The sequence below is a fragment of the Amycolatopsis sp. lyj-90 genome, from assembly GCF_046549035.1.
Taxonomy (GTDB): Bacteria; Actinomycetota; Actinomycetes; order Mycobacteriales; family Pseudonocardiaceae; genus Amycolatopsis.
This window is the reverse complement of sequence record NZ_JAJPWP010000005.1, coordinates 424,270-445,060: the sequence shown is the minus strand read 5'-3', so window position 1 is coordinate 445,060 and position 20,791 is coordinate 424,270. Positions and strand designations below refer to the sequence as shown.

The window sequence follows — 20,791 nt, the reverse complement described above, 5'->3', positions numbered from 1 at the left end:
GTCAGCGCAGTCCCTTCGGTCCGAAGAACTGTTCCGCCACCGCGCCGAGCCAGTCCACCAGCAGTGCCAGTGCGACGGCGAGCACCGAGCCGGTGACCAGCACCTTCGTCAGGTTGAGCTTGTAGCCGGTGTCGATCAGCAGGCCGAAACCGCCGGCGTTCACGAACATGCCGAAGGTCGCCGTGCCGACGGCCAGCACCAACGAGGTCCGCAGGCCCGCCAGGATCAGCGGGACGGCCAGCGGGAGCTCGACCCGCCACAGCACGCCGGAGGCCGACATGCCGATGCCTCGGCCCGCGTCGATCAGCGACGGATCGACCTGCTGGAGGCCGACCATCGTGTTCCGCAGCACCGGGAGCAGCGAGTAGAACGCGAGCGGCAGCGCCGCGACCCACAGTCCGCCGGTCGCGCCGGTGACGATGAACCACAGCACCAGCACACCGAGCGCGGGGGCGGCCTGGCCGATGTTCGCGATCGCCAGGAACACCGGCGCCGCCCACTTCGCATACGGCCGCGTCACGATCACGCCGAGCGGCACCGCCACGACGACCACGATCGCGGTCACCACGACGGTCATCGCCAGGTGGTCGCGCAGCGCGGCGAGCAGCCCGGCGGCGTTGAGGGTCGCCTTCTCGGTCGCGGTCAGATCACTGGCGAACACCCAGATCAGCACCCCGGCGACGATCAGCAGCACCACCGCGGGCTGGGCGAACAGCCGGACCCGTTCGGCGCTTCTCGACGAGGATTCGGTGGAGAACCCGGTATCGACGGCCGTCATGCGGTCACACCTTCCGCCGGGTTGTCGTCCGAGTGCTCCTCGCGCAGCTGCTGGATCGTCGCGATGACGGTGTCGAGCTCGATCGTCCCGGCGTACTCGCCGCGAGCGCCGGTCACCGGGACGCTGCCGCCCTCGGCGAGCATGGCTTCGAGCGCGTCCTGCAGCGTCGACTGGAGGCTGACCGAGTCACGCAGCGGCTTGCCCGCGGTGGCCAGCGACGTCGCCGCGGTCAGTTCGCGGACGTGCACCCACCGCATCGGACGACGGCGCTGGTCGAGCACCAGCACGAAATGCTTGCGCTGCTGGGTCAGCTTCTCGCGCACGTCCGACGGCGATTCGCTGACCGCCGCCGTCAGGGCGTCCTGCTTCAGCTCGACGTCGCGGACCCGCAGCAGCGTCAGCTGCTTCAGCGAGGCACCGGCGCCGACGAAACCGGCGACCGTGTCGTCGGCCGGGTTCGCGAGGATCGCGTCCGGGGTGTCGTACTGGAGGATCTTCGACTGGTTGCCGAGCACCGCGATCTTGTCGCCGAGCTTCACGGCCTCGTCGAAGTCGTGGGTGACGAAGACGATGGTCTTCTTCAGTTCGGTCTGCAGCCGCAGCAGTTCGTCCTGCAGGTTGCCGCGGGTGATCGGGTCGACCGCGCCGAACGGTTCGTCCATCAGCAGGACGGGCGGGTCCGCCGCGAGCGCCCGCGCGACGCCGACGCGCTGCTGCTGTCCGCCGGAGAGCTGACGCGGGAAGCGGTCACGGAAGTCGGACGGGTCCAGCCCGACCAGGTCCATCATCTCCTCGACCCGGTCGTTGACCTTCTTCTTGTCCCAGCCGAGCAGGCCGGGCACCACCGCGATGTTCTGCGCGACGGTGAAGTGCGGGAAGAGACCGGCCTGCTGGATCGCGTAGCCGATGCGACGGCGCAGGGTGTCGACGTCGAGCTTCAGCGCGTCGTCACCGCCGATGGTGATCCGGCCGGATGTCGGCTCGATCAGCCGGTTGATCATCCGCATGGTGGTGGTCTTGCCGCAGCCGGACGGGCCGACGAAGACCACGATCTTGCCCGCGGGCACCACCATCGAGAATTCGTCGACCGCGGGCTCACGGGTGCCGGCGTAGCGCTTGCTGACGTTCTCCAGCTCGATTTCGACGCCGGATACGGTTTCAGGAGACTCAGCCACGGACACCCCTAGAGACGGTCAAACGGTTGATCAGGACGTAAACGGCGTCGAGGACCAGCGCGAGCACGACCACGCCGAGCGTCCCGGTCAATGCCTGGTTGAGCGAGTTCGTGCTCCCCGCGTTGGTGAGGCCGGAGAAGACCTCCGAGCCGAGGCCCGGGCCCTTCGCGTAGGCCGCGATGACCGCGATGCCCATGAGCATCTGCGTCGCGACCCGCATGCCGGCGAGGATCGCGGGCCAGGCGAGCCGCAGCTCCACCCTGGTGAGCACGCCGAACCGGCTCATGCCGATGCCGCGCGCCGCGTCACTGACCGCTGGATCGACCCCGCCCAGCCCGACGATCGTGTTCCGCACGATCGGCAGCAGCGCGTAGAGCACGAGGGCGATGACGGTGGTGTTCGCGCCGAGGCCGAACACCGGGATGAGGAGGCCCAGGAGGGCGAAGGAGGGGACGGTGAGGATCGTGCTCGCCAGCGCCGTGGCCACGGCCGACCCGACCGGGCTGCGGTAGACGGCGACGCCGATCACCACGCCCAGCACGGCGGCGATGATCGTGCACTGCACGACCGCGCTGACATGGAGAAGCCCTTGGAGGGCGAGTCTGTCCCACCGATCCGAGATGTACTCGAAGAGGTTCATCGCGTGCTGGTTCTCCCGCCGCCTCTGGGTGAGACTCCTCACCCATTCGGAGTAGCTGTATCGGGAGCCTGACTACCCAGAACGCTCGCGGTCAAACCCCTGTTTACCGCCTTTTATCCCGTTAACCTTCCCCATTCGGCCCAATTGGGCAAACGCACGCGCCGACCCGGCGGTGTCTTTCTCGCTGCTCAACAGCCGGGAGGACATCGACCGCTCGGCCGCACGTCGAATACCCTTCACCCCGTGAACAAGGAAAGCCATCACCGAAGCGCGTTACGCGCCGTACGTGGTGGCTTGCTCGGCGTGAGTTCGGCGGCGCTGGCCGTGACCGCTCACGTGATCGGGGACGGCGAAGTACCCGATACGGCGATGACCTTGTTGCTCACCGTGCTGATCGGCTGGAACGCCGCCGCGCTCGCCGCGAAGGCACGCGGACCGATGGCCACGATCGTCGACCTCGGCGCGGGTCAGGTCGTGATGCACCTCGTGCTCAGCTCCCTGAGCAGTCACGAGCTGCGGCACGACACAGTGGCGCCCGTCTCGGGCGGACTCGCGATGACCGTGGCCCACGTGGTCGCGACGCTGGTCACCGCGCTGCTGCTGGCCAAGGCCGACGGACTGCTGCTCGGCGTCCTCGCCTGCCTGCGCACGCTGGTCCCGTTCATCCTCAACGCGCTCCCGGTGCCCGCCGCGGCGATGTCCCCGGTGCTCGCCCGTCCGGCGGGCCCCGGCCACCTCGTGCGGGTGGACCTCCGCCGCGTCCACGGCAGGCGCGGCCCACCGCTGTTCTCCTGAACCCAGTTCGTCCCCCGTAATCCGGCGAGGTCCCCGAACCCGCCGTCTTCATTCACGTTCAGGAGTTTTCGTGTCCAACAACGTCTACAAGCGCGCCGGTTTCCTGGCCGCCACCGTCGGCATCGCCGGTCTGCTCTCGGCCGGGGTCGCTTCGGCCCACGTCACCGCCAACGTCTACGGCCCCCAGCCCGCCAAGGGCGGCTACGGGTCGATCTTCTTCCGTGTCCCCAACGAGGAGAAGGACGCCGGCACCGTCAAGGTCGAGGTCGCCCTCAAGCCCGAGTACGCCCTCAGCTCCGTGCGTACCAAGCCGATCCCCGGCTGGAAGGCCGAGGTCGTCAAGTCGAAGCTGCCCGCCCCGGTGACCACCGCGTCCGGCACCCAGATCACCGAAGCCGTCACCAAGGTCTCCTGGACCGCGGAGCCCGGCACCAAGATCGCCGCGGGCTCGGCCGAGTTCCAGGAGTTCCAGATCAGCGCGGGCCAGTTCCCGACCAACGTCGACGCGCTGGAGTTCCCGGCCACCCAGACCTACGAGAACGGCAAGGTCGTCGAGTGGAACCAGCCGACCCCGGCCTCCGGTGAGGAGCCGGAGCACCCCGCGCCGAGCGTGAAGCTCGCCGAGAAGAGCGCGGACGGTCACGGCGGCGGTGGCCACGGCACCGACGCGAAGGCCTCCGAGGAGTCCCACGCCTCTTCCTCTTCCGACACCACCGCTCGCTGGCTCGGCGGCGCGGGCCTGGTCGTCGGCGCGCTCGGCCTCGGCGTCGGCGCCGGTGCCACCCTGCGCGCCCGTCGCGCCACCGCGGGCGCTTCCACCAAGAGCAACACCGAGGGAACCGAGTAAATGCGTAAAGCGATCGTCGCGCTGGCGATCACCGGGGTGGCGTGGCTCGCCACCGCCACCCCGGCGCTGGCGCACAACGTCCTGATCTCCTCGGACCCGGCGAAGGGCGCTTCGATCGCCACCGGGCCCGCGAAGATCACCCTCACGTTCGACCAGTACGTCCAGAACGCGAACGTCAACCAGATCGCGGTCATCGGACCCGGCGGCGGCCAGTGGGCCGAAGGCCAGGTCGAGGTCCGCGACAGCGCCGTGACCGTGCCGCTGCGGCCGCTCGGCCCGGCTGGCGAGTACAAGATCGGCTACCGGATCCTGTCCGCGGACGGGCACTCCGTGACCGGCGAGGTGCCGTTCACCCTCACCGCCGCGGGCACCGGGACCCCGGCGACCGCCGACGCCGCGCGCAGCAACGCGGGCCAGGCCGAGACCACCCCGGCGACCGGCGGCGAAGGCTCGTCCGGGGTGCCCATCTGGGTCTGGATCGCGGGCGCCGTCGTGCTGCTCGCCGTCGGACTGACCGTCGCACTGCGCACCGGCGCCGGTGACAAGGAGAAGAGCGGGTCATGACCCAGACCGAGACCACCTCGCGTGCCCGCGTCGCCGTCCTGTTCTGCGTGGTGACGGCGGGGATCGTCGGCGCCCTGATCGGTGTCGCGCTGACGGCCACCGCCCCGGTCCCCGGGGTCGCGCAGGTCAGCGAGGTGGTCTCGGTCTCCATCCCGATCGTGCGGGTGCTGCTGGACATCTCGGCGGTCGCCACGATCGGGCTCGCGCTGCTTTCGGTACTGGTCGGCTACGACCGGCCGAAACTGTCCGAGCCGATCATGCGGCTCGCGCGGCCCGCGAGCGTCGCGGCCGCGCTGGTCTGGGCGACCACCGCGCTCGTCGCGCTGATCCTGCAGACCGCCGAGTACCGGCCGGGCTCCAGCACGCTGTCGATGTCGGACGTCGGGAGCTACATCGCCGACGTCGGCGCGGGCAAGGCGCTGCTGATCGTCGCGGTGCTGGCGCTGCTGCACGCGGGACTCGGCGTCCTCGCGCTGAAACACGGCGAGAAGGTGCCCGCCGAGGTCCGCGTCGGGCTGGGCCTGTTCGCGCTGCTGCCGCTGCCGGTCACCGGGCACGCGTCGAACTGGAACTACCACGACTACACGATGATCTCGATGGAACTGCACGTGATGAGCGCCGTCGCCTGGACCGGCGGGCTCGGCGCGATGACCGTGCTGCTCATCGGGAACCGGACGCTGCTGGCGCACGCGCTGCCGCGGTTCTCCAAACTGGCGACGCTGTGCCTGATCCTCGGCGCGGCGACCGGTCTGTTCAACGGGCTGATCGAGATCAGCCTCAACCCGTCGCTCGGCTTCTGGGAAGGCGTGTTCACCACGCCGTACGGACAGCTGGTGCTGCTGAAGCTGTTGTGCACCGGAGTGATCGCGGGCCTCGGCGCGTACACGCGCTGGAAGCTGATGCCGCAGATCATCCGGCACAACCGCACGGCGCTGGCCGCGTGGGCGACGCTCGAACTGACCGTGATGGGGCTGGCGTTCGGGTTCGCCGTCGTCCTCACGCGCGCGCCGGTCGTCCCGACGACCTAGTTCCGGACCGCGTACCGCAGCAGCACGATGCCGTTCTCGAACGCGGTGGCCTCGACCGGCTTGAGGTCCCGCCGATCCTCGAAGATCCGCGTTCCCTTGCCGCGCGACACCGGGCTGACCATCATCCGGAACTCGTCGACGAGGCCGGCGTCCAGCATCGACCGCATGAGCGTCAGGCTCCCCCACAGCCAAAGGTCCCTGCCGCTCTGCTCCTTGAGTTCCCGGACGGTGGCCACCGGGTCGCGCGTCACGGTCGCGGCGGAAAAGTCGCCCCAGGGCGCGTCCTCCAGCTTCGACGAGGCGACGACCTTGGTGAGGTTGTTGACCTTCTCGCCGTACTCGCCCTGCTCTTCGGCGTTGGGCCAGTAGTCCTTGGACATGGCGTAGGTGTTCGCGCCGAGGATCATCGTGTCGACCGAGTCGATGAAGCCCATCACACTCGCTTTGAAGGCGGGCTCAGTCTTCTCGGAGAACGGCTCCCCGGAGACGAAGCTGAGCCCGCCGTCCTCTTCGGCGACGATGTTGTCGACGGTGACCCACTGCTGGACGATGAGCTTGCGCATGGCTTGTCCTCCCGGTTCTCGCGGCCACTCTGGCCGCGTCTGCCCCAGGGACGAAGCCGTCACGCCGGTCTCGACATCCCAGCCGAAACTTTTTTCGAAGCCGCTACTGCGCCGTCTTCTTGACCAGAGAAACGACCATCAACGTCTCGGTGGACTCGGGTTCGAAGCGGATGTCGGCGACCCCGGACAGCTCTTCGTTGACGCTCACCCGACCGTCGTGATTCCAGACGACGAGATCGTCGCCTTCACGGCAGAAGTTCCACTGGTGCAGCCCGTGGTAGTTCTCGCGTTCGCCCTCGTTCACATTGAGCATCAGCACGGCGGCGTGGCCCGGCTTGACGACCTCGAGCATCTGGCGGGCGCCGAGCACCGGGTCGTACACGTGATCCAGCGCGTTCTGGCAGTACGCCAGGTCGAAGTGGTCCGCCGGGAACACCTCGGAGAGCTTCTCCACCTCGGCGTCCTCGGTGGCCACCAGCGGCGTCAGGTTCAGCTCGGCGAGAAGGGTGTTGTACTGGTCGGCGAGCGGGTCGACCGGGGTGATCTCCACCGTGCGACCGGGCCATTCCTTGCCGACGCAGGTCAGCGGGCCCGCGCCGACGTCGAGGATGCGGACGGTCGTTCCCTCCGGCGCGAACGGCTCGAGGTTCCGCGTCAGATGCGGTTGGTTCCGCAGGTCCGAGTCCGGTCTCGTCCGCCAGTCGTAATCGTTGAACCCTCCGCCGGCGAAGGCCTCGGAACCACCGGACAGCCAGATCCTCCAGTGCTCCAGCTCGTTCGACAGTCCTTCTTGCCAGCGCGTCTTGCCTGTGGTCTCCATGAAGATCCCTCTTTCACCCAGTAGAAGCCTTGAACCGTACCGGTCGGGACAGTCGTTACCGACCTTGCTCCAAACGGCCGCATTTGGCCGGTTTCACTGTCCTCTTCGGATCCTCACCGCGATGCTCTACGCGATCGCTGGGGTAACCCGAAGAGGGGATAGTGGATGGGCAGCCCGATTCCGGGTGAGAGTGGAGTCGACACACCGCAGGTGCCGCGTCAGCGTTCGGCGGTGAAACTCACCAGACAGGTGAGTTCGGGCCCGCGCCAGCTTCCGCCCGTGCCCGCGCACTTCACCAATCGCACGGCCGAGCTCACGCTGCTCGAAGACCTGCTGACCCGGGAAGGCGCCGACGGACCGGCGGTGCACCTGATCAGCGGCCAGGGCGGGATCGGGAAGACGGCGCTGGCCACCGCGTGGGGCCGGCACCTCGGTGACCGGTTCCCGGACGGCCACCTCTGGGCGGATCTCGGCGGGTTCAGCACCAACGGCCCGCTTTCCGCGAACGAAGCGCTCGGCCGGTTCCTCCGGGCGCTGGGCGTCCCGCCGGAGGGGCTGCCCGCGGACGTCGAGGAACTCACCGCGCTCTTCCGCACGACGACCGCCGAGCGGCCACTGCTCTTGCTGCTGGACAACGCGGCGTCGACCGAGCAGGTGCTGCCCCTGCTGCCCGCGTGCGCGGAAAGCCTCGTGATCGTGACTTCGAGGCGCCGCCTCGGCAGGCTCCAGACCGAACACCGCGCGAAGCTGATCGAGCTGGCTCCCTTCGGCTCCGCGCACAGCGCCGAACTGCTGGGACGAGCGGTCGGCGCCGAGCGGGTCGGCGCCGAAGCCGACCAGGCGCGGGCCATCGCCGAGTTGTGCGGCGGCCTGCCGATCGCCCTCACCACGGTCAGCGCCAAGCTGGCGGGGCGCCCGAAAATGTCGTTGGAGAAGATCGCCACCGAGCTGGGGAAGGAATATCGTCGACTGGCCACGCTCTCGACGAAAGAGGCGCAATCGGTGGAAGCCAGCTTCAACCTGTCCTACGACGAACTTCCCTCGGACGCGGCGGCGCTGTACGCGGCGCTCGGGCTGCATCCCGGCCCCGACTTCGGCGTCGGTGTCGCGGCCGCGTCGATCGCCGTCCGTGAAGAGGTCGCCGACGATCTGCTGGACCAGCTCGTCGACGTCGGGCTACTGATCGACCGCGGCGACGACCGGTACACCTTCCACGACCTCGCGCGGCTGCACGCCAAGGAAAAGACGGCGGGCAACGAGTACGACCGCGACATCGCGGTGCGCCGCATGCTCGAGTGGTACCTGTCCACGGCCTCCGCGACCGCCGACCTGACCACGCCGGACCAGGACGCGATCCCGTACCGCTACGAGTACCGGCCATCGACGCGGGCGTCGTTCGACACGCACGAAGAGGCACTCGACTGGCTGGAGCTGGAGCGCGAGAACCTCATCGCCGCGGTCGAGACGGCCCACGACTGGCAACTGCCGGAGCTCGGCTGGCAGCTGGCCGCCGCGATGTGGCCGCTTTTCCTGCTCCGCAAGCACTATCCGGACTTCCTGCGGGTGAGTGAGATCGCCGTCCAGTGCGCGCAGGCGTGGGGGAACGCCTCCGCGGAGGCGGTGATGCGCAACCGCAGCGGCGCCGCCTGCCGCGGCACCGGCCGGTACGACGACGCCGTCCGGCACTACCTGGCCGGCCGCGACGCCGCGCGGACGGCAGGCGACCACGTCGTCGAGATCCGGTCGGTCGAAGGGCTCGGCCTGGTCGCCCTGCAGCAAGGCAGGCTCGACGAGGCGATCGAGTGGTTCACCGAGGACCATCTGCTCAGCGAGCGCCAGAACCGTCCGCACGACGTCGGGCTGGCGCTGGTCAACCTCGGCGCGACCCGCGTCCGTGCCGGGCAGGCCGAGACGGCGATCGCCGACCTCACCCGCGCTCGCGACGTCCTCGACGGCGACGACTACAACGTGGCCCGCGCCCGGATCGAACTCGGCCGCGCCCTCACGGCGACCGGAGATCTCGCGGCCGCGCGGACCGAACTCGAGCAGGCCCACGCCACCATGGAGGCGAGCGGTTCGAGGTTCGAGGTGGCCAGGGCGCTCTTCGCGTTCGGCGAGATCGCCGAGGCGAACGGCGAACCGGAAGAAGCCCGGCGCTTCTACGACCGGGCCTTGCCGATTTTCGTCGGCCTCGGCCGACCGGAGGCCGACGCTCTGCGTACGCGTTTGGAACAGCTGTGACCCCGACAACACTGATCAGGGCTCAGCGACGGAGTGAAATCAGCGCGCTAAATAACGGAACGTAGCTGCAAGTTGCACATTTGGGGGAGCATTGGGCCGGGAGAAGTGATTAGCCCGAACGAATTCGTCACCGTTTGATCGGCGAATTCGGGCAAGCGACGAACGGTCATTCGCTGTCGGCGAATGCACGTGCAGATTGGTTTCCCGGGTGAGTCACCGATACCGGTTCCAGCGGGCACCGGTGCGCCCGTTCCGGAGATCGTCCAACCGTTTTCGCAGCTCATCACGCACGCTGGGGTGACTACGGAGAATCGGGAGAACACTCGTGGTGAGCTTCAGTTCACGGATGGCTCGCAGTACCGAGAACCCGGACCACGTGGTCACGTCGAATCCGTACCGCTCGGCGAACACGCGATAGCGGGCCGGTGGATCACCGAACCGTTCATGGCCGACGGCCAGCGGCGTCAGGTCCCATTCCGGCGGCCCGACGCAGGACGAATCGAAATCGCACAGCACCGGGCCGTCGGGCCCGGTGATCACATTCCCGGTGTGCGCGTCCCCGTGGACGAGGCCCCTGGGCAGGGGGAAGTCGAGCGTTTCGAGGGCGGCCTCGACCTCGGCACAGCGCTCCAGCAGGAACCGGCGGTCACCGTCGGCCAGCTCCTCCGCGTCCGAAACCCGGGCGCGGACCGCGGCGAACGGCGCCCATTCCGCGAGTCCGTCCGGCGGCTCGAGCGCGTGGACCCGGCGCAGCAGCGCGGCGAGGTCGGCGGTCTTAGCCTTCCGGCCGGTGGACGGCACTTTCCACCAGACCGTCACGAGATGGTCGCCGACCGGCAACGGCTGGTCGAGGCCGGGAATCAGGCGGATGGCGGGCACCTCGTGCCGCTCGAAGTGCCGCGCGACCCGCACGACCGTGCCGACGCGGTGCCGCAGCAGGGTGGACCCGACGATCCGCACGACGAACGGCGCGCTCGCCAGTTCGTAGACGGCGTTGTTGGTGAATCTCAGCAGCCGGGCGCCGTCGGGGTCCACGCCCAGCAGCTCACACGTCCGCCCCAGGGCATCGTGCAGCTTGCCGGGCGTGAACCGGCCGTCCAACCCTGTCGGCTCAGGCGGCGTAGAAGGAGTTGAGGCGATCGGCGAGGTCACGGGCGTCGGCGTTGTTCCGGCGGCGCTCCGCCTCGACCTGCAGCGGCCGCATCCGGTCCTTCACCCGCTCCGACTTGATGCCCTCGGCGGTGTCGACGGCCTTCGAGCCCACCTTGGCGCCATGATCGAGATCGCCTTCGAGCAGGTGGTTCGTGGCCAGCGCGCTGAGCATGAACGTCTTGCTGCGGGCCATGTCGTCGTCGTAGGACTCGACGGCCTTGGTCAGCGCCGGGATCGCGTACTTGGTGTGCTCGGCGTTCTTCGCGGCGAGCACGGTGTGCACGGTGCCGATCATGGCGTAGACGTCGGTCTCGGTGAAGAACTTGACCCAGGACTCGGCCTCGGCCAGGTCGGCGCGGGCGAACTCGTCCTTGCTCCGGCCGAGCAGCTTCGTGGCCTGCTCCTCGTTGCCCATCATCGCGTAGGCCCACGCCTCGTTGGCGCAGAGCACGGCGACCGCCAGCTCGGAGCCCGATTCCTGGGCGGCGATCTGGCCGAGCTGGAACAGTTTCAGCGCGTCGTTCGGAGCGTCCTGGTGCAGGTAGACGCGGCCCATCCGGTACAGCACGTTGGCCACCAGCGGGTGGTTGTCGCCCTGTTTGGCCAGGTCCAGCGCGTTCGCGAAATGACCGCGCGCGGAGTCCATGAGGCCGGTGTCGAAGGACGTCCAGCCCGCCAGGCTGTGCAGATCGGCCAGCGCGACGTACAGGCGGTTCTTGACCATTTCGGTGCCGTTGGACTCGAGCATCTGCTGTCCCCAGGACAGCTGCGCGACCACGGCGTCGCGGCAGAAACCGCCGCCGTACTGGTAGTCGAGGGACCGGAGCGCTCTGGTCGCCGCCTCCACCTGACGGACGTCGGTCATGCCGATCCGCCCGGGGGCGGGCGTTTTCGCCGGCCCGGACGACCAGGTACCCGATTCCGGACCGAACACCGCCGCACCCATCGTGACCTGGGCGGCGTGCGCGAGGAACCTCCGTCGCTTCACGGACTCGTCCTCCTCCGCCTGCTGGCCGTCGGCAGCGCCGACGACCTTGATCGCTGTCGCCTCGTCATAGGCGAGACCCATGTATCCCCGGGGGACACCAAGGCCGTCAGCGATGCGGGTGAGCACGTCGTACGCCATCACCTGGCGACCTTTGAGGATCTCGGACACCTCGGACTGCGACTGGCCGGTCATCGCGGCGATCTGACGCTGCGAAACACCGTGCTTGCGCAACAGCCGGTACACGGACGAAATCTCCCGTGTGGCCAGTGCGGCTCGCATCTCCGGCTGCTCCCAGGCATCCGGCGGCACGGGGTGACTCTGGCGGCTCTTGGAGTCCGAGCCGGCGACAGCGCCGCCACCGATACTGGCGTCCATTGCGCCCCCTCACAGTTCCGTTGGGGTCGAGAAACAGCGTAAGCACACCTATTCAACCGTGCGAAACACCGGAATGCCCGTCGTGATCGGTCCGGCAGAAGTCGTTTGACCGCTTACCGTGAAACCTCGTCCGGTCACCGCTATGACGGCGGTTCGACCTTCTATCGCACTCGGTTTCACATCACTGTAGTTGTCAGATCTCCGTGACCGACCGGCAACCGGCAGCGATCACAGAGAGCTACCAAAGTCTCCGAACCCCCTACAGGTGCGGACACGCGGTAAACGAAGACGACGTGGAACGAGAGAGCGGAGAAGAGCCAGTGGAGTTCGTGGACTCGATCGCAACAGGCTCCATCACCGCGGGACGGCCCGGTATGGCCACGCGCCACCTGCGTGCGGCCGGCCCCGCCGGTCAGCAGGCGGTCGCCGTCGCACCCGGTGCCAACCGCCCGGTCTCCCCTTCCGCCCCGGTCGATCCTCGTACCGCGAGTGTGCGCCGTTACGAAGGCGGACAGCTGGTCTGGCGGGTGCAGTGCGGCGATCTCATCAGCCGCGAGCGCGCCGTCACCGTGTTCGTCGAAGACAACCAGGTGGTTCTCGTCTCGCCGCCAGGAGAGACCGCGCGGATGACGTCCGGCCAGCTCGGACAGCTCAGGGCCGCGCTCAACGAAGCCGCCAAGATGGCGGAAAGGTAACGGTGAGTTCTCCGTGGATCAGGTCCTAGGGCAAGTCCTCCGCAACGCGGTTTGGGAACGCCTCGACATGCTCTCCGATCTCGCGAACCGGGCTGACGCGCAGTCGCTCGTGTCGGTCGCCCGCTCGGAGCTCCCCCGGTTGACCGAAGGCTGGCGCGCGATGCTCCAGGCGCACGAGCCCGACGAGCGTGGGGACTGCCCCACCTGCTCGACCCGCTGGCACAAGTGCAAGGCCCCCTGCTCGGTGTGGCAGGTCGCGCACGAGCATCTGGTCGCCGGTGGCCTCGCCCCCCAGCAGACCGCGGCCACCCAGGACCACCGGCGGGAAGCCCGCCGTCGCGTTCCTGGTCAGACCCGTGGTGTGGGCGCCGGCGAAACCACCGGCAGGCACGCGCTGGTCAACCCGCGCAGGCCTGCCATCGGCGGCGTACACGCTTGAAAGCCAAGGCGAGTGAACGGCGGTCCGAGCGCCCCCTCGGCAACCACGCCATGACCTCGCCTCCGCCGAGAGCGGTTCGCCCGTACCCCCGAACGCGACGAGCCGCTCTCGGTAATCACTCCGGTCCCCACCGCGATTAATCGAAAATTATCGGCAGAACACCTAGCGAAGGCAGTAATCGGTCGCTAGGTTGATGATCATAAACGCAGCGCGATACCCGCCAAGGACACGCTGCCATCCCCAGAACTCCGCGGGCCGGTGCCGTTGCACTCCCCTCCCCCGACCGGCATCGGTCCGCGGTCTCCAATTGTCCTTCAGCTGACCGATTTCACCCGCGTGACCAGCACCGCGGCGATGACGGTGGACAGCGCCGAAGCCGCGAAGAGGCTCGGATACCCGCCCAGGTACGCCAAGATCGGCGCGGTCAGCATCGGCGCCACCACCTGCGGCAGCGAGTTCGCGATGTTGATGACCCCGAGGTCCTTCGCCCGGTCCTGCGCGGCGGGCAGCACCTGCGTGAGCATCGCCAGCGCGACGGCCATGTACGCACCGAAACCAATGCCCAGCAACGGTGACGCCGCGAGCGCGGCCGTCCAGTTCTGCCAGACGACCAGCAGGAGCGCGGCCACCGCCATCACCGCCGACGCCGCGAGGACGTAAGGCTTGCGGCGTCCGGACTTGTCGGAGAAGTGCCCGGCGATGAGCGCGCCGACGACGAGCGCGGCGCCGTAGAGCCCCATCATGATCAGCAGACCGGTGTCCGGGTCTTCGTAGTGCACCGCGTCCTTGAGGAAGAACAGCAGATACAGCGTCCCGAAGGCGTTGCCGAGGTTGATCATGAAGTGACAGCCCCACGCCCACGCGAAGTCCGGATGCTTGCGCGGGGAGATCCACAGGTTCGACAGCACGTCACGGGACTTGGCCGACGGCCGGTACTCGACCGGCAGCCGCGCGTCCGGTGTGCGCAGGACGAAAGCGGCCGCGCCCGCCAGCACGATGGCCGCGCACACCGCGTATCCCAGTGGGAGACCGGCGAGGTCGAGCATCACCACGACCACCACCGCGCCGAGCACGGTCCCGAGCATCTGCGCGATGCCGACCAGGCCGCCGACCTGCGCGCGCTGGGGCACGGGCACCCGGTCGGCGATCGCCGAGACCAGCATCGCGAGCATTCCGTTCAGGCCCGCCTGCACCAGGCACCAGCCGAGCACCATGACCGCGACGTTCGGCGCGAACGCGAGGACGAGCAGTCCGGCCGCGGCGACCACGGCGCCGACGGCCGTCCACGGATGACGGCGGCCGCGCGCGGAACAGGTGCGGTCCGAGAGCAGGCCGACGGCCGGGTTGGCGATCAGCGCGACGATCGCGCCGACGCCGGTGACCAGGCTGAACACGGCCTCTTTGTTGGCCGCGTCCAGGATTTCGGCCTGTTTCGGCAGCAGGACCTGGATGGGCGCGTAGACCCCGAGCCAGAGCGCGATGTTCGCGAAGAACAGCAGGCTCATCCAGCCCGCGCGGACCCTGGCGACCGGCTCGGCGAGCGCCTCGGGCAGGGCTCTGACCTCACTCATGGCTGATCAGTTTCCGGTACCAGCCGAAGGAATCCTTCGGAGTCCGCTTCTGTGTCTCGTAGTCGATGTGCACCAGGCCGAACCGCGGCTGGTAGCCCTTCGACCATTCGAAGTTGTCCATCAGCGACCAGACGAAGTACCCGCGGACGTCGACGCCGGCGTCCATCGCCTCGCGCACCGCGAACAGGTGGCTGTGCAGGAAGTCGATGCGCTCCTGGTCGTGGACGTGTCCGTCTTCGGCGACGACGTCGTCGAAGCTGCAGCCGTTTTCGGTGATGTAGACGGGCGGGAGGCCCTCGCGATAGCGCTCCTGGAAGGTGACGAGCAGATCGCGCAGGCCGTGCGGGACGATCGGGGAGTCGTTGGTGGTCATGGGATATCCCTCGATCGCGCGAAGCTCGAAGGGCAGCGGATTGCCTTCACCGGGCGCGGCGACGCCCTGCGGCTCGTAGTAATTCACCCCGTAGAAGTCGAGCGGCTGCGCGATGGTGGGGAGATCGTCGGCGAAGCCCTTCGGGAGATGTTCGACGACTTGTTCGGGATAACGGCCCAGCAGCACCGGATCGGCGTACGTCCGGTTGATGAGGGCGTCGATCCATTCGCCCGCGGCCTTGTCCTCCGACGAATCGGAGGCGGGCCAGATCGGCGAATGGTTGTTGGCCGTGCCGACGCTGCGGGCTCCGGCCGCGCGCAGCGCTTGGACGGCGAGACCGTGCGCCAGATTCTGGTAGTGCGCGGTGGGCAGGGCATCGAGCAGCAGTGTCTTGCCGGGGGCGTATTCGCCGATCGCGTAGCCGAAGATCGACATGACCATGGGCTCGTTGAGCGGGATCCACATTTTCACCCGATCGGAGAACCGCTCGCCCAGGATGGCGGCGTACTCCGCGAAGCGTTCGGCGGTATCACGGGAGAGCCAGCCACCCTTGTCTTCGAGCGCCTGCGGGAGATCCCAGTGAAAGAGCGTCCCCACCGGGTCGATTCCGGCGGCGCAGACCTCGTCGATGAGCCCATCGTAGAAGGCGAGGCCGTCCGCGTTGGGCTTTCCGTCGCCGTCGGGCTGGATTCTCGGCCAGGCGAAGGACATCCGGTACGCGCCGACGCCGAGTCCGGCCATCATCGCGATGTCTTCGGAGTAGCGGTGGAAGTGATCGGCGGCTACCTTGGCGTCCTCCCCCCGCGCGATCTTCCCCTCCGTTTCAGTGAACGTGTCCCAAATGGACTGTCCTCGGCCGCCCTCGCCGGTCGCCCCCTCGATCTGGAAGGCGGAGGTCGAGACACCCCACAGGAATTCGGACGGGAAGGTCGGATTCTCCACCGGCTACGCACCTTTCTCCGGAGACACGGCCGAACATGAAAAGTTCTCAGATACTATGCCTTCACTCGACCGTGGGGAACCCTGTCGGCACGATAAAGTCGCAGATCAGCGAAGGAGGAGCCCGAGTGTCCGACATCCAGGCCGCGAAATCGCCGGCGGAGACGACTCCGCTCCGGCGGCAGCCCGTCCAGCAACGCAGCGCCAAGCGGGTGGAGCAGATGCTCGACGCCAGCGCCCAGCTGATCGATGAGCTCGGTTACGACGCACTGACGACCACGTTGATCGCGAAACGCGCGGGGGTGGCCGTCGGGTCGCTGTACCAGTTCTTCCCCGACAAGCGGGCCGTGGTGCAAGCGCTGACGCAACGCAACCTCGAACGGTTCGTCGCCTCGGTGTCCGAAACCTTGAACGAACTCGCGCCCGAACACTGGTGGGATGTCGTGGACTCGATCCTCGACATCTACCTCGACATGCACCGCGAGGTCCCCGGTTTCTCGAAGGTCCACTTCGGTGACGTCGTGGACCGGCAGCTCCTCGACGAGACTCGCGACAACAACGCAGTCATCGTCGACGCGCTCACCGACATCCTCTCGGCGCGGATCTCGTCGCCGCTGGACGACATCCGGTTCGCGCTGACGATCGCGAACGAAACCGCCGACGCGCTGCTGAAGCTGGCGTTCCGCCGCGACCCGCGCGGGGACGAGCGGATCGTGGCGGAGGCGAAGTCGGTGGTGAAGGGGTACTTGGCGAGTAAGTTCGGCGAAGCCTGACGGGGTCCGGGCTGCGGTCCGGGGCGGGTCCGGGGCTGAAGGACGCTTTGCCCGCGTGCGATGCGGCGAAGGGCGCTTTCCTCGCATCGGATGCGGTGAAGGGCCCCTTCAGCCCGCTTCCGTCCACTATGGACTCAGGCTCCGCTGCTCGGACGTCGCGAAGGCCACCTTCAGGACGTTGAACGTCCCGAAGGTGGCCTTGCCGTCACCGGTGGATCCCCCTTGCTCCATTCGTGTCCACCGATGCCCGATTCCCAAACCCCATGAGTCACACAGCCCCCATCAGCCACGACTCGACCTACCTTGAGCTGGCCTTATCCAGTTGTCCACATAAGTTGTCCACACCCACCCACAGTTGTGGACAACCTCGCCCCTCACTCCTCCGTACACCGTTCCCCGACACCCCCTCCCGATACGCTGGTGCGGGGCGCGCCCCCCTGGGACGGGTGGGGGGTGGGGTCGCGCGGATCAGCCGAAGTTTTGGGACTCGCCTCGGTAGGTGGGGACGGTCCGGTCGACGCGGTCGCCGATGATCACGTGGTAGTGCGTGAAGCGTTCGGCGAGTTCGCCGGCTTTCGCGTGGCGCAGCCAGACACGGTCGCCGAGCCGCAGGTGGCGGGCGGCTTCGCCGGAGACGGGAGTCTGGACTTCGCCCGCGCCTTCGAATCCGAGCAGTGAGAGGCCTTCGGGCAGGTAAGGCGTCGGCTGCCGCGAAGACTCCGTCGGGCCGGAAGCGATGTAGCCGCCGGAGTAGAGCGTCGCGACCTTGGGCGCCGGGCGACGGACGACGGGGAGCGCGAACATCGCGGCCGGACGCGGCGAGAAGTGCGCGTAGCCGTCGAAAAGCGTGGGGCCGATCAGGCCGGAGCCCGCGGCGATTTCGGTGACGGCCGCTTCGGCGCCGGTCGATTCGACGCTGCCGCTGCCGCCGCCGTTGACGAACTCCAGATCCGCCAAGGCCCGGACAGCGCGAACGGCGGCCGCGCGGCGCTTCGCGATTTCCACAATGGACTTCCGCTGCATCCAGCCGATGAGCGAGTTCTTGACGCCGCTGCCCGCCGCGTCGCCGAGCCCGGCGATCTGGCCTTCGTACGCCATCATCCCGACGAGCCGGAAACCCTTGCGGGACAAGATGGTTCGCGCCAGATCGGCGGCCTGTCGCGGGCTGAACACCGGCGAGCGCCTGGTGCCGACGTGCACCCCTGGCAGCGGCCGCCACGAAGCGTCGAGTTCGAGACAGACGCGGATTTCGGGATGGTCCTGTCCCAGCGCGGCATCGACCAGGTCGAGGTGTTCCGGCGAATCGACCATGATCGAGATCGCCGCCCGCGCCCGGTCGTTCGCCGCCAGCCGTCGCAGCGCGCCGTGGTCGGCGGTCGGGTACGCGACCACGATGTCGTCGGTCGTCCCCTGCTCGACATGCCAGACGGCTTCGGCGAGCGAGTAGCACATGAGGCCTTCGAAGCCGGGCCGTGCGAGTACCCGCATCAGCAGGTACCGGCACCGGACGGACTTGCTGACCACGCGGATCGGCTTGCCCGCCGCCCGCCGCAGCAGGTCGGCGCCGTTCGCGTCGAACGCATCCAAGTCGACAACCGCGAACGGAGGATCCAGGTCCTTCGTCGCCAAGTCGTACACCGTCGCACTGGTCACCCGAACTAAGGTACGACAGAAGGGCTTGAAACGCGAATACTATTCACTTACTGTTTCGGCACTCACAAGCGACTGTTAGGTGGGCGCATGACACGGTGGAGCAACTGGGCCGGTACCGCGACGGCGTCGCCGCTGCGCGTGCACCGACCGCGCGGCACGGAGGACATCGCCGAGGCGATCGGCCGGTCCGTCGCGGACGGACGGCGCCTGCGCCCGCTGGGCAGCGGTCACTCGTTCACCGCGATCGCCGTGGCGGATTCGGACGCCATGGACCTCGCCGACTGGGCGGGCATCGCGTCGGCCGACGTCGAGAAAGGCCTGGTCACGGTCCGCTCGGGCACCACGCTCAAGCAGCTCAACGCCGAACTCGACGCGCTCGGGCTGGCGATGACCAACCTCGGCGACATCGACGCGCAGACCGTCGCGGGCGCGATCTCCACCGGCACCCACGGCACCGGCGCCCGGCTCGGCGGCATCGCCACCCAGATCGCCGCGCTCGAACTCGTGCTCGCCGACGGCACCGTGGTCACCTGTTCGGCGGACGAGCGCCCCGACCTCTTCGCCGCCGCGAGAGTGGGTCTCGGCGCGCTCGGCGTCATCAGCACGGTCACTCTGCGGTGTGAACCGTCGTTCCTGCTCTCCGCCCAGGAGCGGCCGGAACCGCTCGAACAGGTCCTCGAAGGCTTCGACCAGTTCGCCGACGAGAACGATCACTTCGAGTTCTACTGGTTCCCCTACGGCAAGAACGCCCTGGTCAAACGCAACAACCGGCTCCCGGTGGGTAGCGAGCGCAAGCCGCTGAGCAGGGTGAAGGAATTCGTCGACTACGAGATCACGGAGAACGTCGCGTTCGGCGGGCTGTGCCGCCTCGGCCGCGCGGTGCCGAAACTCGTGCAGCCACTCGGCAAGTTCGCCTCGAACATCCTCTCGGCCCGCGAGTACAGCGACACGTCGCATCGCGTCTTCGTGACCCATCGCGGTGTGCGGTTCGTCGAGTCGGAGTTCGCGATCCCCCGCGAATCGCTGCTCGACGTCTTCTCCGAACTCCGCGCGTTCGTCCCGAAGCTCGAGAACCCGGTCGCGTTCCCGGTCGAGGTGCGCGTCGCCGCCGCGGACGACATCTGGCTTTCGACCGCGAACGGCCGCGACTCCGCCTACCTCGCGATCCACCAGTTCGTCGGCATGCCCTACCGCGAGTACTTCGCCGGATTCGCGTCGATCGTCGGCGAGGTCGGCGGCCGCCCGCACTGGGGCAAGATGCACGACCTCGACGCCGCCACCCTCCGCTCGCGCTATCCGCGGTTCGACGACTTCACGCGGATCCGCAAGGAGGTGGACCCGGCCGGGGTCTTCACGAACACGTACCTCGACCGGGTCCTGGGAACCGTTTAGTTCGTTTCGAAGAGGGCGCTGACGGATTCGCCGTTGTGGATCCGCCGCATCGCCTCCGCCAGCGCGGGCGCGATCGACAGGACCCGGAGTTTCGGGCTCTGTTCCTCCGGCGGGATCGGCACGGTGTTGGTGCAGACGACCTCCAGCACGTCCGGCTGGCTGCCGATCCGCTCGAGCGCGCCGCTGGAGAACAGGCCGTGCGTGCACGCGACGCGGATCGAGCGCGGCTTCAGTTCCCTCAGCTTGTTGAGCAGTTCGATCACCGTGCTGCCCTTGGCGATCTCGTCGTCGAGGACGATCACGTCGCGGCCGGTAACCTCACCGATCACCGAGCTGATCTCGACCCTGTCGTCGGCGAAGCGCTGCTTCGCGCCCGCGGCGACCTGAACCCCGAGCAGCCGGGCGAAATGCGCGGCCTCCTTGGCGTTGCCGAGATCCGGCGAGACCACGGTGGTCGCGGAGAGGTCGTACTGCCGGAAGTGCTTGGCCAGTTCCTGCAAGGCGTGCAGATGGTCGACCGGAACACTGAAGAAGCCGTGCACCTGCGGTGAGTGCAGCGTCATCGCGAGGACGCGATCGGCGCCGGCGGTCGCCATGAGGTCCGCGACGAGACGGCCGCCGATCGAGATCCGCGGCGCGTCCTTTTTGTCCGATCGGGCGTACGAATAGTGCGGCATGACGACGGTGATCCGCTTCGCCGACGCGCCCCGCGCGGCGTCCAGCATCAGCAGCAGTTCGACGAGGTGTTCCTGCACCGGCCGCACCAGCGGCTGGATCAGGAAGACGTCGCGCTCGCGGCAGTTCGCCTGGAGCTGGACTTCGAGACAGTCGTTGGCGAACCGCTGCACCTGCACGGGATGCAGCGGAACACCGAGATGCGTGCAGATCTCTTCGGCGAGCTCGGGATGTGCGCTACCGCTGAAAACCGCGATGTCCTCGCGCAAGGACTTACTCCGTTCACTTAACTGACGGATTACGTCCACACACTAG

The 20,791-nt window shown here is 68.2% G+C and carries 20 protein-coding genes; 9 read left to right on the top strand and 11 right to left on the bottom strand.

What is annotated here, in order from left to right:
* Position 1 precedes the first annotated feature (1 nt).
* From ACLJPX_RS21425 to ACLJPX_RS21415, 3 genes are read right to left on the bottom strand one after another with little or no spacing between them, the layout of a single operon-like run.
* Positions 2-778, bottom strand: coding sequence for an ABC transporter permease (locus ACLJPX_RS21425; RefSeq protein WP_101611659.1), 777 nt, complete (start codon positions 776-778; stop codon positions 2-4).
* Complete coding sequence (locus tag ACLJPX_RS21420) at positions 775-1,959, bottom strand: ABC transporter ATP-binding protein (RefSeq protein ID WP_410601637.1); 1,185 nt, start codon at positions 1,957-1,959, stop codon at positions 775-777. The genes ACLJPX_RS21425 and ACLJPX_RS21420 overlap by 4 nt, the downstream gene beginning before the upstream one ends.
* A complete protein-coding gene (locus ACLJPX_RS21415) occupies positions 1,946-2,593 on the bottom strand; it encodes an ABC transporter permease (protein WP_410601919.1) in 648 nt (215 codons plus the stop codon). The genes ACLJPX_RS21420 and ACLJPX_RS21415 overlap by 14 nt, the downstream gene beginning before the upstream one ends.
* Before the next feature lie 303 nt (positions 2,594-2,896).
* Between ACLJPX_RS21415 and ACLJPX_RS21410 the strand changes: the two genes are divergently transcribed.
* The 4 genes from ACLJPX_RS21410 to ACLJPX_RS21395 all read left to right on the top strand — a co-directional run bounded on the left by ACLJPX_RS21410 (position 2,897) and on the right by ACLJPX_RS21395 (position 5,827).
* Positions 2,897-3,388, top strand: a complete 492-nt coding sequence (locus ACLJPX_RS21410; RefSeq protein WP_101613643.1) for a hypothetical protein — start codon at positions 2,897-2,899, stop codon at positions 3,386-3,388.
* 70 nt (positions 3,389-3,458) lie between these two features.
* Positions 3,459-4,235 (top strand): YcnI family protein, encoded by a 777-nt coding sequence (locus ACLJPX_RS21405; protein WP_101611657.1) that lies wholly within the window; start codon positions 3,459-3,461, stop codon positions 4,233-4,235.
* Positions 4,236-4,799 (top strand): copper resistance protein CopC, encoded by a 564-nt coding sequence (locus ACLJPX_RS21400; protein ID WP_410601636.1) that lies wholly within the window; start codon positions 4,236-4,238, stop codon positions 4,797-4,799.
* Positions 4,796-5,827, top strand: a complete 1,032-nt coding sequence (locus ACLJPX_RS21395; RefSeq protein WP_410601635.1) for a copper resistance D family protein — start codon at positions 4,796-4,798, stop codon at positions 5,825-5,827. Before ACLJPX_RS21400 ends, ACLJPX_RS21395 begins: the two co-directional genes overlap by 4 nt.
* Here ACLJPX_RS21395 and ACLJPX_RS21390 read toward each other — a convergent pair.
* Positions 5,824-6,390 carry a dihydrofolate reductase family protein gene (locus ACLJPX_RS21390; RefSeq protein ID WP_410601633.1) on the bottom strand — a complete coding sequence of 189 codons (567 nt, stop codon included), beginning with the start codon at positions 6,388-6,390 and terminating at the stop codon, positions 5,824-5,826. The genes ACLJPX_RS21395 and ACLJPX_RS21390 overlap by 4 nt on opposite strands.
* Positions 6,391-6,493: 103 nt before the next feature.
* The gene (locus ACLJPX_RS21385; protein WP_410601632.1) at positions 6,494-7,210 is read right to left on the bottom strand and encodes a class I SAM-dependent methyltransferase; all 717 of its coding nucleotides are present in this window, start codon (positions 7,208-7,210) and stop codon (positions 6,494-6,496) included.
* 231 nt (positions 7,211-7,441) lie between these two features.
* Between ACLJPX_RS21385 and ACLJPX_RS21380 the strand changes: the two genes are divergently transcribed.
* The gene (locus tag ACLJPX_RS21380) at positions 7,442-9,451 is read left to right on the top strand and encodes a tetratricopeptide repeat protein (protein ID WP_410601631.1); all 2,010 of its coding nucleotides are present in this window, start codon (positions 7,442-7,444) and stop codon (positions 9,449-9,451) included.
* A 213-nt stretch (positions 9,452-9,664) separates the two neighbouring features.
* Here the strand turns inward: ACLJPX_RS21380 and ACLJPX_RS21375 are convergent, their stop codons facing one another.
* Positions 9,665-10,552: an aminoglycoside phosphotransferase family protein gene (locus tag ACLJPX_RS21375; protein WP_101611651.1), complete on the bottom strand. Its 888-nt coding sequence runs from the start codon at positions 10,550-10,552 to the stop codon at positions 9,665-9,667.
* Between the two features lie 10 nt (positions 10,553-10,562).
* The gene (locus tag ACLJPX_RS21370) at positions 10,563-11,966 is read right to left on the bottom strand and encodes a tetratricopeptide repeat protein (protein ID WP_410601630.1); all 1,404 of its coding nucleotides are present in this window, start codon (positions 11,964-11,966) and stop codon (positions 10,563-10,565) included.
* A gap of 320 nt (positions 11,967-12,286) precedes the next feature.
* Here ACLJPX_RS21370 and ACLJPX_RS21365 point away from each other — a divergent pair, with 320 nt between their 5' ends.
* Together ACLJPX_RS21365 and ACLJPX_RS21360 are read left to right on the top strand one after the other, a co-directional pair.
* Positions 12,287-12,661: a hypothetical protein gene (locus ACLJPX_RS21365; RefSeq protein ID WP_101611649.1), complete on the top strand. Its 375-nt coding sequence runs from the start codon at positions 12,287-12,289 to the stop codon at positions 12,659-12,661.
* Between the two features lie 13 nt (positions 12,662-12,674).
* A complete protein-coding gene (locus ACLJPX_RS21360) occupies positions 12,675-13,100 on the top strand; it encodes a hypothetical protein (protein ID WP_101611648.1) in 426 nt (141 codons plus the stop codon).
* Between the two features lie 314 nt (positions 13,101-13,414).
* On the opposite strand, the gene ACLJPX_RS21355 is transcribed toward ACLJPX_RS21360, so the two are convergent.
* A complete protein-coding gene (locus ACLJPX_RS21355; RefSeq protein ID WP_410601629.1) occupies positions 13,415-14,671 on the bottom strand; it encodes an MFS transporter in 1,257 nt (418 codons plus the stop codon).
* Positions 14,664-15,986, bottom strand: coding sequence for a GH1 family beta-glucosidase (locus tag ACLJPX_RS21350; protein ID WP_410601628.1), 1,323 nt, complete (start codon positions 15,984-15,986; stop codon positions 14,664-14,666). The genes ACLJPX_RS21355 and ACLJPX_RS21350 overlap by 8 nt, the downstream gene beginning before the upstream one ends.
* Positions 15,987-16,111: 125 nt before the next feature.
* Between ACLJPX_RS21350 and ACLJPX_RS21345 the strand changes: the two genes are divergently transcribed.
* Positions 16,112-16,756, top strand: a complete 645-nt coding sequence (locus tag ACLJPX_RS21345; protein ID WP_101611645.1) for a TetR family transcriptional regulator — start codon at positions 16,112-16,114, stop codon at positions 16,754-16,756.
* Between the two features lie 468 nt (positions 16,757-17,224).
* Here ACLJPX_RS21345 and ACLJPX_RS21340 read toward each other — a convergent pair whose 3' ends face one another.
* A complete protein-coding gene (locus ACLJPX_RS21340; RefSeq protein WP_410601627.1) occupies positions 17,225-18,409 on the bottom strand; it encodes an amino acid deaminase/aldolase in 1,185 nt (394 codons plus the stop codon).
* Between the two features lie 87 nt (positions 18,410-18,496).
* On the opposite strand from ACLJPX_RS21340, the gene ACLJPX_RS21335 reads away from it, so the two are divergent.
* Entirely contained in the window at positions 18,497-19,801 is a 1,305-nt protein-coding gene (locus ACLJPX_RS21335) for a D-arabinono-1,4-lactone oxidase (protein WP_410601626.1), read from the top strand.
* On the opposite strand, the gene ACLJPX_RS21330 is transcribed toward ACLJPX_RS21335, so the two are convergent.
* Positions 19,798-20,745: a ribose-phosphate diphosphokinase gene (locus ACLJPX_RS21330; protein ID WP_101611642.1), complete on the bottom strand. Its 948-nt coding sequence runs from the start codon at positions 20,743-20,745 to the stop codon at positions 19,798-19,800. The genes ACLJPX_RS21335 and ACLJPX_RS21330 overlap by 4 nt on opposite strands.
* Between the last annotated feature and the right edge of the window lie 46 nt (positions 20,746-20,791).